14 protein-coding genes are annotated in these 15,273 nt (G+C 50.5%); 10 read left to right on the forward strand and 4 right to left on the reverse strand.

From position 1 onward, the window contains the following. The first annotated feature begins 198 nt into the window (after positions 1–198). The 8 genes from tadA to HZB62_11030 all read left to right on the forward strand — a co-directional run bounded on the left by tadA (position 199) and on the right by HZB62_11030 (position 8,524). Positions 199–1,692, forward strand: a complete 1,494-nt coding sequence (gene tadA / locus HZB62_10995; protein ID MBI5075673.1) for a Flp pilus assembly complex ATPase component TadA — start codon at positions 199–201, stop codon at positions 1,690–1,692. Further along, entirely contained in the window at positions 1,692–2,891 is a 1,200-nt protein-coding gene (locus HZB62_11000) for a type II secretion system F family protein (protein MBI5075674.1), read from the forward strand. Before tadA ends, HZB62_11000 begins: the two co-directional genes overlap by 1 nt. A gap of 89 nt (positions 2,892–2,980) precedes the next feature. Beyond that, positions 2,981–3,811, forward strand: coding sequence for a type II secretion system protein GspG (locus tag HZB62_11005; GenBank protein ID MBI5075675.1), 831 nt, complete (start codon positions 2,981–2,983; stop codon positions 3,809–3,811). A gap of 13 nt (positions 3,812–3,824) precedes the next feature. After that, on the forward strand, positions 3,825–5,291 hold the full coding sequence (locus tag HZB62_11010; protein ID MBI5075676.1) for a hypothetical protein: 1,467 nt from the start codon (positions 3,825–3,827) through the stop codon (positions 5,289–5,291). After that, positions 5,288–5,818, forward strand: a complete 531-nt coding sequence (gene pilO / locus HZB62_11015) for a type 4a pilus biogenesis protein PilO (GenBank protein ID MBI5075677.1) — start codon at positions 5,288–5,290, stop codon at positions 5,816–5,818. Before HZB62_11010 ends, pilO begins: the two co-directional genes overlap by 4 nt. Continuing rightward, the gene (locus tag HZB62_11020) at positions 5,818–6,315 is read left to right on the forward strand and encodes a hypothetical protein (GenBank protein ID MBI5075678.1); all 498 of its coding nucleotides are present in this window, start codon (positions 5,818–5,820) and stop codon (positions 6,313–6,315) included. The genes pilO and HZB62_11020 overlap by 1 nt, the downstream gene beginning before the upstream one ends. Beyond that, positions 6,312–7,940: a secretin N-terminal domain-containing protein gene (locus HZB62_11025; protein MBI5075679.1), complete on the forward strand. Its 1,629-nt coding sequence runs from the start codon at positions 6,312–6,314 to the stop codon at positions 7,938–7,940. Before HZB62_11020 ends, HZB62_11025 begins: the two co-directional genes overlap by 4 nt. Positions 7,941–8,239: 299 nt before the next feature. Then, positions 8,240–8,524: a hypothetical protein gene (locus HZB62_11030; GenBank protein ID MBI5075680.1), complete on the forward strand. Its 285-nt coding sequence runs from the start codon at positions 8,240–8,242 to the stop codon at positions 8,522–8,524. Between the two features lie 3 nt (positions 8,525–8,527). Here HZB62_11030 and HZB62_11035 read toward each other — a convergent pair whose 3' ends face one another. The 3 genes from HZB62_11035 to HZB62_11045 form a co-directional block, all read right to left on the reverse strand. After that, complete coding sequence (locus tag HZB62_11035; protein ID MBI5075681.1) at positions 8,528–9,547, reverse strand: sodium:calcium antiporter; 1,020 nt, start codon at positions 9,545–9,547, stop codon at positions 8,528–8,530. Beyond that, a complete protein-coding gene (locus HZB62_11040) occupies positions 9,547–10,440 on the reverse strand; it encodes a universal stress protein (GenBank protein ID MBI5075682.1) in 894 nt (297 codons plus the stop codon). Before HZB62_11040 ends, HZB62_11035 begins: the two co-directional genes overlap by 1 nt. Positions 10,441–10,557: 117 nt before the next feature. After that, positions 10,558–10,833, reverse strand: a complete 276-nt coding sequence (locus HZB62_11045; protein ID MBI5075683.1) for an HU family DNA-binding protein — start codon at positions 10,831–10,833, stop codon at positions 10,558–10,560. Positions 10,834–11,076: 243 nt separating this feature from the next. On the opposite strand from HZB62_11045, the gene HZB62_11050 reads away from it, so the two are divergent. Both HZB62_11050 and prmA read left to right on the forward strand, forming a co-directional pair. Beyond that, positions 11,077–11,277, forward strand: a complete 201-nt coding sequence (locus HZB62_11050) for a hypothetical protein (protein MBI5075684.1) — start codon at positions 11,077–11,079, stop codon at positions 11,275–11,277. Positions 11,278–11,418: 141 nt separating this feature from the next. Then, the gene (gene prmA, locus HZB62_11055) at positions 11,419–12,261 is read left to right on the forward strand and encodes a 50S ribosomal protein L11 methyltransferase (protein MBI5075685.1); all 843 of its coding nucleotides are present in this window, start codon (positions 11,419–11,421) and stop codon (positions 12,259–12,261) included. 61 nt (positions 12,262–12,322) lie between these two features. Here the strand turns inward: prmA and HZB62_11060 are convergent, their stop codons facing one another. Further along, positions 12,323–15,010, reverse strand: a complete 2,688-nt coding sequence (locus HZB62_11060) for a PAS domain S-box protein (protein MBI5075686.1) — start codon at positions 15,008–15,010, stop codon at positions 12,323–12,325. Positions 15,011–15,273: the final 263 nt, after the last annotated feature.

The raw sequence follows: 15,273 nt of genomic DNA on the forward strand, positions 1-15,273 counted from the left end.
CTGATAGTATCACACATTCGATACAGGGGATTAAAGTCTTTCATCTGCCGCTGCTGTCAGGAACGGAGATGACGTCTAACCTGTTACAAATAATACTTTTTTATAGCGCAGTATCCATTCTTGCGATATAATGGGTTCACATCTTCAACCATGCATATTCACGGGAGAGGGGTCTGTGTATCTCCTGAAAGGACAAGGATGACCATGCAACCAAAACGTATTGGTGAGCGTCTTATCGAAGCAGGTCTCATCACTGAGGCTCAACTGAAGATCGCACTTGAAGAGCAGAAGAAAACAGGAGAACTGCTCGGCGCCATCTGCTTCGGGCTCGGCTTTATAAGCCAGACGGACCTGTTCACCGTACTCTCAATGGTGCACGGAAGCGACCAGCAGAAGAAAGAGCCCGGTGACAGTGCCAATATTCCCGACGATCTCGACGATATAGTCAAACAGAGCACCTCAGCGCTCAGGACCTTCGAGCGGGAAGCCAACAGGCCTGGCGATGTTTCCATAGCACCGGTTGTCAGACTGGTTGACAGGATCATCACTACCGCGCTGCAGAAGGGAGCAACCGACATCCATATCGGGCCTGATGCCAAGGGCACACGCGTTCGCTTCAGAGTAGACGGTCTGCTGCAGCATGGCATGTATCTGCCAAAGGAAATTCTGGCAGCCCTTGTTTCGAGAATAAAGATCCTGGGAGCCATGAACATTGCGGAAAACAGGGTGCCCCAGGACGGAGCAACAGAATTCGCCTGGAAATCAAAGGTGCTCGATCTCAGAATTTCAACCTTTCCTATTCTGGGCGGCGAGAACATCGTGATCAGGATACTCGACAAATCCCGCCTTCTCCTGGGCCTTGAGAACCTCGGGTTCATGAAAGAAGACATCGAGTTGCTGAACAGGTCGCTTGTCATGCCCTATGGTCTGATCCTCGTGACCGGACCGACAGGCTCAGGAAAGACCACAACGCTCTATTCGCTCCTCTCTATCATCAACAGCGTGTACAAAAATATCTTCACCATAGAGGACCCTATCGAATATCAGCTGCCTCTTGTGCGGCAGTCACAGGTGAACATCAAGGCAGGACTCACCTTTGCTACCGGCCTGCGGTCCATACTGAGGCAGGACCCTGACGTTATCCTGGTTGGCGAGATGCGTGATGTAGAGACCGCAGAACTTGCGATCCGGTCTTCGCTGACCGGCCACCTGGTCTTCAGCACACTCCATACGAATGATGCAGCATCAAGCCTTCCCAGGATCATTGACATGGGCATTGAGCCCTTCCTGCTTGCATCCACGGTTGATACGATCATTGCCCAGCGGCTCGTCCGCCTTCTCTGCGAGAAATGCAGGGAAGCATATACCCCTCCGCCCGAGATGGTGAAGCGGTTTATCCCCCCCAGTGGGGGACTTGAACCCTCGATCACCAAAGATACAGTGCTGTACCGGGCTAAAGGCTGTCCTGAATGCAGCGACACCGGATACCGCGGCAGAACCGTTATTTACGAAATATTCAAGATGAACGAAGAACTCAGAAAGCTTGTACTCTCCAAAAAAGGGTCGGATGAGCTTTTTGAAACAGCTATTCGAACAGGTCTCAAGACCATGTATGCGGTCGGCATCCAGAAAGCCGCAGAAGGCCTCACTTCTCTGGAAGAAGTCCACAGTGCTACGAGGACTGCATTCTGATGGCGTTTTACAATTACCGCGCTGTTGATGATGAGGCAAAAGTCATTGCAGGAAAACTGGAAGCCTCAAACGAGGGAGAGCTCGAAAACCTGCTTAATGCAAAAGGCCTCACGCTTATAGAAGCCTCACGCGCAGGCTTTGGATTCCAGGCGCCATTCAGGCTGCACGACAAAGAGCTCATGGATTTTACCTATTTCCTTCAGCTTATTCTTTCCTCAGGCGTGCCGCTTATGAGCGGTCTGGGCGATCTTGCCAACCAGACTGCAAACAGAAAAATATCGAGAACAGCATCCATGCTCTACACAAAGCTCGAATCAGGCAAGTCTATTTCAGAATCGATGTTCGATTATCCTGACATCTTCCCGGGCTATTACGCGAGTATGGTGAGGGCAGGTGAGGCAGCCGGCAGTCTCGAACAGATACTGAACGATCTTATGGTCTATATGGAATGGCAGATCAAGCTGAAGAAAGATGTAAAGTCGGCACTGGCGTATCCCGCCATAGTCCTCACCGCGGTGTTCGGCCTTATCATGATCCTCTTTGTCTTTGTGATGCCCAAGTTCGTGAAGATCCTGACCGACCTGAAGGTTGCACTTCCGCTGCCGACACAGATCATGATCGGGACCGTGGAATTTCTGAAGGTTTACTGGCCGCTTATCATCCTGCTCTTCTTCTCCCTTCCCTTCATATACCGCCAGCTCGACAGGCACCTGGCCTCAAAGCGGATCATTGACCGTATCATGCTTAAGCTCCCTCTTATCGGAGACCTCACAAAAAAGCTAAATCATTCACGCTATTTCAGGACCTTTGCAATACTGTACCGTTCAGGCCTGAGTATGCACGAGACCCTGCGCGTTTCTGCAGACGTCATCAGAAATACGGTCATTGCCGAGTCCTTCAACCGTGTTGCCAATGCCGTGCTCAGTGGCGAACAGATCAATAAGGCTCTCAGGATGACCGGTGATTTCGGACCTCTGCTTCTGAATATGGTCGAGATCGGGGAAAAGACCGGCACGCTGGACAATACGGTCATGAAGATAAGCACCATGTATGACAAGGAAATCCCGGAGACCTTGAAGAAGGTCTTCACGGTCATCGAGCCGCTCATCCTTCTCCTTCTCGGCGGGATCGTCCTCCTGACGCTTGCGTCATTCTTTCTGCCTCTGTACAAGATCGTTGGAGGACTCCGGGTCCGATGAACAATTATCATCTGATAGACAGAAAATACTCCGCAGGGGTTATCGCTCCTTGTGGGGGAAAGTATAAATGCCCCGTTAGGGGGTTTACGTTGATCGAGGTCGTCGTGGTGATGGCGATCATCGCAACGCTCACCGGCATTATGATCCCGTTCATCTACCGGGTTTGGGAAAGCACTGAGATCGATACGACCAGGGAGCGCATGACTGATCTCAAGAAGGCGATGGTCGGTGATCCAAAGCTGATCCAGAACGGGGTAAGGACACATTACGGGTATATTGGTGATGTTGGACAGCTTCCGTCATCTCTTGAAAACCTTGTGACAAATACAGATGGCGTTTCGAACTGGAAGGGCCCGTATCTCCCGTCTGGATTTGACATCTCGAAATATAATAAAGACACATGGGGCACGGCGATACAATATTCTCCAGCCACTGTAGCAGGAAGAAGGGTATCAGCGACATTGATAAGTTACGGGCCAAACGGTGCAAACAATGGAGGTAGTGGAGACGACATAGCAGACAGTATATTTCAGATCAGTCCATTAGAGGTAGCCCCGGTCAGTTTAATTCAGGGGAACGTGAATGTGACGTTCCAATCAGCACCGCTCGCAAACAGAATCTTCTCTATAGGGGTTTCTGCCCGCTACCGCAACGGCACCGGTGTTTTAGTCACGGATACTTGCTGCGACAGCGCTATTAAAACAATATCAGGAACTGCCGGAAATACGCAGGTCAACTACACACAGAACTTTAGCTGCGCACCGCCTAATAACCTGCCAGTCGGCACAGCGTACCTCTATCCGGGTCTTTATTCCGATAGCAGCTGTGCAACCAGTTTGGGCGGGTCACCGCTTGAAGTGGCGATTAATGTTCATGGCAGTACAATTTTTTCCACTATGCAGATCCAGGCAGTCCCGTGAGGAAGGATAAATTATGAACTCATTGAACATCGACTTCAGAGGGGAGAACCTGAGGGTTCTGTCGGCTAAGGATGGGGTCTTAAAACATGTTCTCATTTCGAGGAATTTCTCGATCTCTGACCTGAAGAATGCACAACAACAGTTGACCGCAGCCATTAAGGAAGCAGGGGGCAAAAAAGGAAATGTGCATGTTATCCTGCCCCACAAAATTCTGAAGTTCGGCATCTTCCAGGTGCCGGCTATGGATATCGCTGATGCGGAGAAGGTGGTCAGAAGAGATATAGCAAAAGAACTCGGCAGTCAGGACTTTGTCCTGGGTATCAGAAGGATCATGAACAATAGACCAGGTAAGCAGGACATCCTTGCTGAATATGCGCTTACATCGGACATACAAATCTATCTGACGCTCCTGAAGCAATGCGGCATCAAACCCGCACTTATCACAACAAGCCTTGAGGGCATAATCAGCGCCTTCAAGAAGGTCCGGCCCGAGACCGAAGGCAATGAGGCTGTTCTTGAGATCGGCCAGAGCTTTATGGAGATCCTCGTCTTTAATGACAGCAGGCTCATTAATTACAAGAAAGTTCAGATGCCTGCAGTCGACGATGCGAAGCTCTCCAGCAAGGACAAGGAGCCGGAGCAAGTCTTCAAAATGAAGATGTATACGATCGTTGATGCACTTTACAACTTCATCATGGCAGCCGGGAGCGGCGCAGCTGAGGATAAGATCTCCCGCCTCTGGATCAGCGGCCTCGGTTCAGTCGAAAAGGGTATGCCTGAGGTCTTGTCCGAAAGCCTCAGCCTCAGCAGCATGCTCATTAACCCCTTTGTTTCTACCCCATTACGGGGCACAAGCGCCCCAGAGGGTGATGCGGACGTGGAAGATGCGAGTATATACACTGCTATTGCCGGTCTTTCGATGCTCACACCTGGGGACCCGGTTGTCAATCTCATACCTGCGGCTGATAGGGATAAGGGCAGACAGGTTCTGGAAAAGACAGGCCTTATCGTTGCTCTTGCCTTTTATGCGATCCTGATCGGAGGCGGGTACACAGTCCTGAGCAGGACGGAAAAAGATCTCAGGACCCTGAAGGACAGATCTGACACAGAAACCAAGGCATCTCAAAAGTCAGGGGTCCAGGATAAAAGTCAGCAGGATGCACTGAGAAAGATCATGAACAACAACAAGAGCCTCTATCCCCTGTTCAGAGATATTGCCAATTTGACACCTCCTGTCATCAGCCTGACCAGTCTCGATGTCGAAAAGACGGCTGAGGCCACCTTTATCAAACTGGGGACAAATCTGCAGTCCGCAGATGAAGGTCTCAGAAAGTCGGCACTTTCAAAATTCCTTAATGCTCTTGAAACCACAGGCCGGTTCGCTCTGGCAGCGCCGCCGGAGATCACCACGACCACTGCAGCACCCAACACAAAGAAGCAGGAATTTACGGTCAAGGCAAAGTTCGAGGTGCTGCAATGAACAGCCGGAAAAAGGCCTTTTACACTATTCTCGCTGTGGTCATAAGCACAGGGCTGATCTTTTCCCTGTACGCCGTTTCAAAGATCAGATCGATCCATGAACTTCGGGCGGCTGTTGAAAAAACCGCAACAGAGCGCTTACAGGCGATCAGGAAAGATTCCGACAGCAGCACCGATGCCGGAAAGTCCGCCCCCAAGGGTGCAATCGTACCCCCTAAGATGTGGACAACAGAATTCATCGAAACAGCATATAACGCATCGCAAAAATATGGCATCAGAAACCTGACGTTTGAGCAAAAATCATCGGACAGTTCCCGCAGGCAAACCCCGGGCAATAGCCGGCTCTCACTTCAGGCCTATCCTGTCAAAATGACCTTCCATGCGGGGTACCGGGAAATGGCAGAGTTCCTTCGCGAACTGCAGGATCTTGACAGACTGGTGACAATAGACAATCTCAGGGTAAAGAGCGAAAAGAGCTATCTTGCGGCAGAGGTGACTATAAGCACATATGCCATGGAGGGGAAATAATGCTTATGCCCCAGGGAGTATTTGGGAACAAATATGTTGCAATCACCGTGGCTATTATCCTGGCTTTGGTGATCGCATATAATGTGCAATTCTTCATGACCAAGGACAGGCCGGCAGTTCCGGCCGAAACGGCCAATCGTCTGATACGATCGAAGCAGGAACCTGCTGCACAGTCAGCAAAGACCCGCTCCGCCGATCTCTCCCGGCCCGTTGACAATGGCGCCGATAAAACCCCATGGAAACGGGACCCCTTCTCGCTTAGGCCGCCCGTGACCGGCGACAAGTCAGATGATGTCAATGTCAGGCTCATGGGTATCATAAAAAGGACTGATAACAGCCTTGCACTCATCAATGGCAAGGTCTACAGGATCAATGACCGTATTGGTACTGCAGTTATCAGGGAGATAAAACAGCACAGTATCGTGGTTCAGGTAAAAAACAAAAAACAGGAAATATCTTTTGATGATTATAAAGTGATCGAGGAGAAGAAGAAATGAAGACCTTACATGTGATAGTAATTGTTCTCGCCTTTGTTGCCCTGGGATGTGCAACACCCAGGATGACCGAAGTCCCTGAGACCATGGCACTAAAGCAGCCGCCTCAGGTGCCTGCGCCAGGCATGCGGCCGGAACCTCCGAAGACAGAAGAGCTGCCGCCGGCAAAAGACAGGAGCAGGTTTTCTCTGAGCGTAAGGGATGCTGATGTGCGCGACGTGTTCCTTCTCCTTTCAAAAGACAGCGGGATGAACATAATAGCTGACAAAGATATAACAGGGAAGGTCTCCATTGATTTTACCAACCTTGAACTGAACAGCGCACTGTACGCCATAACGCGTCAGCTTGGCTATACCTTCAGGATGGACAAGGGATTCATTAGGATAACAAGGCCGGTCCTTGAGACAAAGACCCTCAGGGTCAACTACATTACGGGAAAACGGACATCAACCAGCACCATGAATGCGGCAATATCAACAGGGAACAGTTCAGGCAGCGGTTCCGGCGGAGGGACAAATATAAATATCTCCTCCGGAGCCACAACATCATCAGGCTCTTCTTCATCCGGAAGCCAGGGCAGCGTCAACGTAACCACTTCCGGCACTTCGGATTTTTGGAAAGAAACCCGGAGAGGGCTTGAGGTGCTCATCTTCGGTGACACAAAGGGGGGCGGAGACAGTGAAGGAGGCTTCAGCAGAGGTGATGAAAAGACAGGAAAGAAACTTATCATAAGCGAAATTGCAGGTATTGTTTTGGTCACCGACTATTCAGACAATATGGAGAGAGTTGAGGATTTTCTTAAGGATGTTGAACTGTCGGCTAGAAGACAGGTGATGATCCAGGCACATATAATTGAAGTAGCACTTAACGATGGATACAGGTTCGGCATTGACTGGACTGCAATAGAACGCTTCAATGGGGTTAAGTTAAACATTGCCCAGAACCTGTCAACCAACTCTGGCGTATTTACGGTTGACCTCGCCAATAATAAAATTAGTGCTTTTCTTGACGCGATGAAAGAACAGGGGCAGGTAAATGTGCTGTCGAGTCCCAAGGTCTCGACCATGAATAATCAGCGGGCGGTGATCAAATTGACCACAAAAGAGGTTTCCTGGGTGACCAATTCCTTTACAAGCGGGACCACAGGCGAGATAGTCGTCTCCAACACAACACCTCAGATAGACGAGATAGGCCTTTTTCTTGACGTTACCCCGCAGGTAGATGAGGCAGGCATTATAACCATGCAGATACATCCGAGCATTTCCGAGAAGCTGAAAGATCTGGTTTCGCCAGACGGGAAAAACACGAAACCACTTATCAATACAAGAGAAGCAGACACTATGATCAAGACGCGAAATGGACAGACCATCGTTATTGCGGGTCTTATCACCGATAAGGTTAATGATACGACCAAAAGAGTCCCTCTGCTCGGCGATATACCCTTTGTCGGTGCGGCCTTCAATCAGGTCATTCAGGAAAAGAGAAAATCCGAGCTCGTAATTCTGCTGACTCCCTATGTTTTGACTGATCAGTCCATAGAGGACATCAGGAAAGAGCATGAGGAAAGGTTCAGGAAGGCCGGCAGAGCATTTGAAGCATCACCCGTTCTTCCTTTCAGCGGGAAATAACAGATAGCTGCCGCTGGCTGCATTGCCTTTCACAGCAAGAAGGGATGACAGAGTGCCATCCCTTCTTGTTTCCTGAGCAAGCGAGTTCTATTTCTTCTTCTTTGCCGGTGCCTTCTTCGCTGTGGCTTTCTTTGCTGTCCCACAGGCGCCGCCCTTTGATTTGCAGGCCATGGTTACCTCCTTTATTAAGGGTATATGTAAAACCTATCACAGCATCAACTCTCTGTCAATACGCGTTGATGCCGGATATGCATGAGAAGTATAATGATGCTGATTGTTGGAAGAACGGGAGGCGGTTCATGAAGGTCTGCAGTAATTGCAAAAAGGAAATAGAGACCGATAAGTTTTTTTCGAGGAAATCCGTCTGTCCGAAATGCGGCAGTGACCTGCATGCCTGTCTGAACTGCCGGTTCTATGCAGAGTCTGCCCACAACAAATGCTCTGAACCAAAGGCCGAGTTCCAGAGGACCAGAGATAAGGCAAATTTCTGTGATTACTTCGTCTTCAGGGAGGGGACTGCGGCTTCGTCATCTTCCGGCAAGGATGATGCACTGAAAAAATTGAACGATCTCTTCAAAAAATAGGTCTTACCTGAATATAAGCACACCGGCATAGACAAGATAAAGAACCCCTCCAAAGAGCATCACAAAAGGGGAAATACGCTTTGTCACCGTAATGACACCAAGGACAGCGGCAGCAGAGATGATCGCAAGCACTGCCGAAAAGAGCGCCATGCCGGTTATGTTCCAGTCGGTGTAGAGCAGTCCCACTGAAACAGGAAATGTTGACTGAAAGACCATGGCGCCGCTGATATTGCCAAGGGCAAGCGTATCCCTCCCCTTCCATGTCCAGGTAACGCTGTTGAACTTCTCCGGCAGCTCTGTCGCAACCGGGGCAAGAAGAAGAGAAAAGATCAGCGGATCCATGCCGAATGTTACTGAGATCACCTCAAGGCTCTGCACAAAGGTATGTGCCCCCTTTATCATCACTGCGAGGGCTAACATAATTTGCACGAGAATAACAAATAGGGGGGGCCTTGGCCTCAAAAGCAGGGGTTTGAGACTCTGTATGATCCGCCAAAGATACATACCCTCTGAATGCTCCATTTCAGCGCTTTCACTCCTGAAGGTCAAATACGCATAAAATACATAGCCGGCAACAAGGGCAAAAGAGATCGGGACTAACAGGGTCTTCCCGCCGATTATCGGCAGAACAATAGCCGATGCATACATCACAAGAAAGAAGACAAGGTCCCGTCTGATGGAATGCGCCTCGACCTTGAGCTCAAAAGTGCGTTTTTTGCTGAGTGCTGAAATGGTCACAGTCAATCCGACAAGGAAAAAGGCCAGGGTCGAGAGCATGAAGGGAGCGCCGAGAATTGCGCCCACGCCGATCTCCTTTGCAGAAGCTCCGCCATACATAAAGATCGCAACAACCGGCAAAATCGTTTCGGGCAGCGCAGTGCCTACTGCGGCAAATATGCTGCCAACAACTGCCTGGGAAAAAGAAAAGTGGCGTCCAAACTCCTCAATGCCGTTTGTAAAGAACTCAGCAGCGATCAGGATCAGAACAAGGCCGGATATCAGGAAGAGAAAGGAGATCAGCATCAGTGGACAATGAGGACCGGACAGGGAGAGGACCTGAGGACTGATTCTGTAGTGCTGCCGATGAGCAACCCCTGAATATAGGAGAGCCCGCGGGCGCCCATAACGACAAGGTCATATCCGCCTTCCTCCGCGACAGAACAGATGGTTTCAGCCGGATTGCCGTGGAGCACCTCGCCTGCATGCTGACCGCCTGATCTCTTGATCATCCTCGACAGTTCTGCTTCAGCTTCTGCCTGCATCTGCGTATCGAACTGTTCCTTGTCTGCCTCTCCAAACGTCTCCCAGACTGCCCATCGGCTCTTGATGGTGTGCGAAGGGATGCTATGGACAATATGAAGGTCTGCGGAAAATACCTGGGCATAATCAGATGCCTTCGCAACTGCCTTTTGAGCGTTCTCGGAAAAATCTACAGCACAGAGGATCTTTTTGACAGCCCGGGAGCCCGGCCTGTCTGCTCTGGCCCCGCGCACAACAAGCATAGGCATCTCCAGGGATTTTATGAGCCGTTCTGAACTGCTTGGCCTGAAGGCGTGGGACTGATACCCGATGACCAGGAGGTCAGGTGAAAACTCCTCTATTGCCTTCACAAAGGATTCATGGAGCCTCCCCATCATAATGCGCGCATCGGAAGAGATATCCTGCTTCTCAAGAACAGCTTTCCAGCGCTGAAGTTCTTCCTCATCGCGCTTCTGCTCTTCAGCAATATAGGGCATGAGATATGTCGGAGGTGTCAGCAGGTAGTCAATGACATACAGCAACCTGATCGCTGAGCTCATCCCTGCAGAAAAACATGCTGCATAGGAAATGATCTTTTCCGTATCAGGGCCCAGATCTATACCTGCAAGAATACAATGCGATCTCATTTTTTCAGTGACATCCCTCTCTTTTTCCACAGATCGAGCCTTTCCCCTTTTCTGTTATTATGATCCTCTGCAACTGAGTTCCCGATACACGAAAAAGAAAAGGGACAAATTCCTTTGTCCCTTTTCCGAACCTGTTCAGAAAAAGTGCTATTTCCTTATTGCATCCTTCAGTGCCTTGCCGGCAGTGAACTTAGGCGTCTTTGCAGCCGCGATCTTTATCTCCTGGCCGGTTCTCGGGTTGCGGCCCATCCGTGCCTTTCTCTTGGTAACACTGAACGTGCCGAAGCCGACAAGTGTCACCTTCTGCCCTTTCTTCAAGGCACCCTTGACCGCATCAAGTGATGCATCAAGCGCCCTCGATGCATCCGCCTTGCTGAGACCTGCGCCTGCAGCAATCTTTTCAATCAGTTCTGCTTTTGTCATTATCTTCCCCCCTTTCTGTAGTGATTGTTCTATGAAAAATATGGCTGTGATAACACTATCAAGAACATGCTTTTTTGTCAAGCGTTTACCCTATGTTCAGCCCTATAAATAAAGGCTTTAGGGCGCCTCATGCCCTGCAATGCAGGCTGCCTCATGCCTGAAGTTCCTGCCCCCTGCTGACGGCAGATATGCCTCTCGACTATTTGGACGTTTTAGGGTAGCCTAATAACAAGGAGAACTATTATGAACCATATCCATAAATATGAATCAGTCTCCCACCATGGCATATCTACGGAACTCATGGAGTTCGGGATCGAAGCGGCTGAGATACGCAGGTGCAAGAAGTGCGGCAAAGAAATGCCATTTCTGCTTACCAGGAGAGGGGACTGGATCTCCCTGTTCGCAGAAGAAAAAACAGATAAGCAGGATATTCTTCTTGCCTAGCTGACAGTTTTCCCGGGGCTCCTTCATCAGTGCCTGTTAACGCCGCCGGGCTGTCATGCCACCACAGCGTTACTGCTGCAGAGCGTGATACATGCTTCTGCAGTATCCGCCTGTTTGCTATCAAGAAAGGAGTTTGACCCGATGACCTATATCGAGATCATAGTAACGGCAGCTGAAGAATCGCGCGATGCACTTATCAGCAGAATGTCCGAAATGGGGGCATTAGGTTTTGTTGAGCAGAACGGCGGACTGATCGGCTATTTTGAACCTAACCAATCGCCGGCTGAACTATGCGACGAACTGGGCAGGTTCAGGCCAGTGCTGAAAGCTTCAGGCCTCGATGCCGCTTTTTCTCTCGCCAGTAATGTCCTGCCGGAAAGAGACTGGAACGAGACATGGAAAAAGAGCTTCGTCCCTATTGATGTCGGAGACAATCTGACTATTATCCCGTCCTGGCTTCAGTCGGAGACCGATCGGACACCGATCATTATAGACCCTGGCATGGTCTTTGGTACCGGACATCACGAGACCACGCGGACCTGCCTCAGTATGATAGAAAGGATAGCCCGCGTCAGCAGCAGGAAGAGATTCCTGGACATCGGCACGGGTACCGGCATCCTTGCGATCGGTGCTTCAAGGCTGGGGTTCGAACAGGTAACTGCAGTGGATATCGATCCTCTTGCTGTTGACGCTGCTCAAAGGAATGCAGAAGCGAACGGTCTCACCAATATCAAGGTCCTTGAAGGCACTGTTCAGGCGGTCAGCTTCAAATTCGATCTTATTGCCGCAAACCTGCTGGTTGAAATACTGATCGGGATAGCACCTGAACTGTCGGACAGGCTCGAATCCGGCGGCCGGGCGATCCTCTCCGGCCTGCTTCTTGGCCAGGAGGACAGTGTCATAGAGGCAATGGTCTCAGCAGGCCTCATCTTGCAGGAAAAGATCATTGACAACAATTGGGTTACGCTGGTCATGGCAAAGTGAAAACCTTTTCTCACCGCCTGAAGAATCGAAAAACTGATTACCGGGTGGCGCTCCCTGAAGGTTATCTGTCGATCAACTCCCTGATCCGGGGCAAAAGTTCTTTTGATGAAACCGGTTTTAAGATAACATTGACCCCTTCCTCTATATCCCCCTCTTTACTTATGAGATCAGGAGCATACCCGCTCATAAAAAGGACTTTTATATCTGGCTTCATATCCCGGATCTCCCTATATGCCATCATGCCGCTTTTCTTCGGCATGATGACATCGAACAGAAGGAACTGGATCTCGTCGCGGCTGTCTTTGAATCTGTTCACTGCTTCCTCTCCGTTTTCAGCAACGATAACCCGGTATCCTGTCTTTTCGAGTGTATCCTGAACAAGTTTCCTTACCGTGGCATCGTCTTCAGCGACTAATATCGTCTCTGCTCCGCGCTGAACCGGCAGCGTACTTGCCGGCTCGGTTTCTTCGGTCACTGCATTGGCAAGAGGCAGATATATTGAAAACAATGTTCCTTTCCCGGCTGAGCTATCAGCGGTGATATACCCCTTATGCTGTTTGATGATCCCATATACCACGGCAAGGCCGAGCCCGGTCCCCTTTCCCGGTTCCTTGGTCGTAAAGAACGGCTCAAAGATCCTCTCGATCGTCTTTTCGTCCATGCCGATGCCGGTATCGGAAACAGATATCAGCGCATAGGTCCCGGGTTTCCCATAATGATGCCTGCTTATGAATGCCTCACCCAGCTCCACACACCCGGTCGCTATGGTGAGAGACCCTCCGTGGGGCATGGCATCCCTGGCATTTGTGGCAAGATTCATCAGGACCTGCTCAAGCTGACCGGGATCGGCCATGATTATGACGTCTTCATCCGGCACAATGCTTTTCAGTTCAATGCTCTCGCGGATGAGCCGTGAAAGAAGCTTCGTTACGTTCCTCACAATCTCGTTCAACCTGACCGGCCTTGGTTTCAGCACCTGTTTTCTGCTGTACGCGAGCAGGCCCTGCGTCAGGCTGGCTGCACGAAGCGCAGAGGACTGGATCATATCTGCATAGACACGGAGAGGACTGTCCTTGTCTATGCCCTCCTGCAGGAACTCACCGTAGCCTATGATCGCGGTCAGGATATTATTGAACTCATGAGAGATACCGGCAGTCAGCGTGCCGACAGCCTCTATCTTCTGGGCATGACGGAGCTGATGCTCCAGCCTTGCCTTTTCTTCCTCAGTCCTCTTCCGTTCAGTGACATCGCGGAATATCCCCTGAGTGGCTATCACCTTCCCATCGACATACCGCACATTCACATTCCCCTCAACATAAACCTTTCTCTTGTCCTTTGCAATGAAGACAGCCTCGATATTGTCCTCCACCTCGCCGGCCATGACCCTCTGAAAGGTACTCAGGCAATGGTCCAGGCATGCGGGATCCAGGATATCGAACATGGTGATTGTCCTGATGTCCTCAACTGTATAGCCAAGGGTTTCCATCCACGCCTTGTTCACAAAGACGAACCGTCCTTCAGGGCTCACGCTCTGTATCAGATCGTGGGCGTTCTCGAAAAGGTCACGATAACGCTCCTCGCTTTCCTTCAGGGCAATCTCACCCAGCTTGCGCGTTGTTATATCTCTGGTAACTTCGATCCCGCCGATGACCCTGCCGTTTGCGTCCTTTATCGGTGACGCCGTGATCTCCAGATGCAGGGTCCTCGCGTCATTGCTTCTTTCCACGATATGGACATTGCCGTCTGCAAAGGACAGGGCAACCGGGCATTGATAACAGACCCGGTCCCTTTTTTCATACACCTCATAGCAGTATTCTCCGACATGAGTTCCAAGCATGTCACGGGCGGTCTTATTCTGATAGAGGAGCCTGTAATTCGTATCCAGAATGCTCAGCCCGTCTCCGATAGCTTCAATGACAGCCTCTGTTTTGGCCTTCTCTTCCATCGCTTTTTCAAGCGCCTGCCGCATCTCCTCCGCAGCCAGTCTCTGGTCCGTAATGCTGCGGATGACAAGGACAACACCGATCGTATTCCCTTTATCATCTTTAATAGGCGCAGCGCTCGTCTCCACCGGTAATCTTTGCCCGCCTCTTGCTATGAGCACGGAATGATTGGCAGGGACCACCACTTCGCCCCCTCTGAGGGCCGCTGTCACAGGATTTTCAGCAGGAAGAAGCGTCTGCTCATGAATGAGGACGAGTATCTCGGGCACGGTCTTGCCCACGACATCATGCTGCCGCCAGCCTGTCAGCAGTTCTGCGGCCGGATTCATGAACGTCACCCCACCATTCCCATCCGTGGCGATCACCGCATCGCCTATGGAGCTGAGCGCTGCCGCAAACCAGCGCTGACTCTCCCGTAAGGTCGTTTCCATCTGATGACGGTACAGGGCAATTTCAATGTTCGTATGCAGCTCTCTCTTGTCTACAGGCTTAAGGATATAGGCATAGGGCTCTGTTATCTTCGCATGCTGCAGCGTCTTTTCATCGATATAGCCCGAAACATACACAACAGGGATATTGAAACACGCCCTTATCTGCTCGGCAGCCCTGACGCCGTCGAGCGCCCCCTTCAATACAATGTCCATAAGCACAAGATCAGGTTTTGTCTTCATGGCCTGCCTGACCGCATCCTCTCCTGATGAAGAGATGCCGGCCACGTTGTATCCGAGGTCCAGGAGCATATCCTGCATCTGTCCGGCCATGAGCGGATCGTCTTCAACAACAAGTATCTGCGCAGGAGAAGTCATATCAGTGCCTCTGCAGCAGCATATAGCAACTGCAGATCCGGCTGATCGGTTTTGGACCACAGGAAGGTTCTCTGCATTGTGAAACGTAAGCCTGTTTTTGATTCCATGTCAGTCACGATCATCCTGCTTCCTCAAGTAATAGAGCTGATGATTTGCTGCAGCAGAGTCAATATTGAGAATGCCGGTTCTTTAGTTTTGCCTCGTTGTTTCATGATAACCAATACGTGAAATCACAGTAAAGCGAAAAACCTTGACTGCTGATC

The sequence above is a fragment of the Nitrospirota bacterium genome, from assembly GCA_016214855.1.
Lineage (GTDB): Bacteria > Nitrospirota > Thermodesulfovibrionia > Thermodesulfovibrionales > UBA6898 > UBA6898.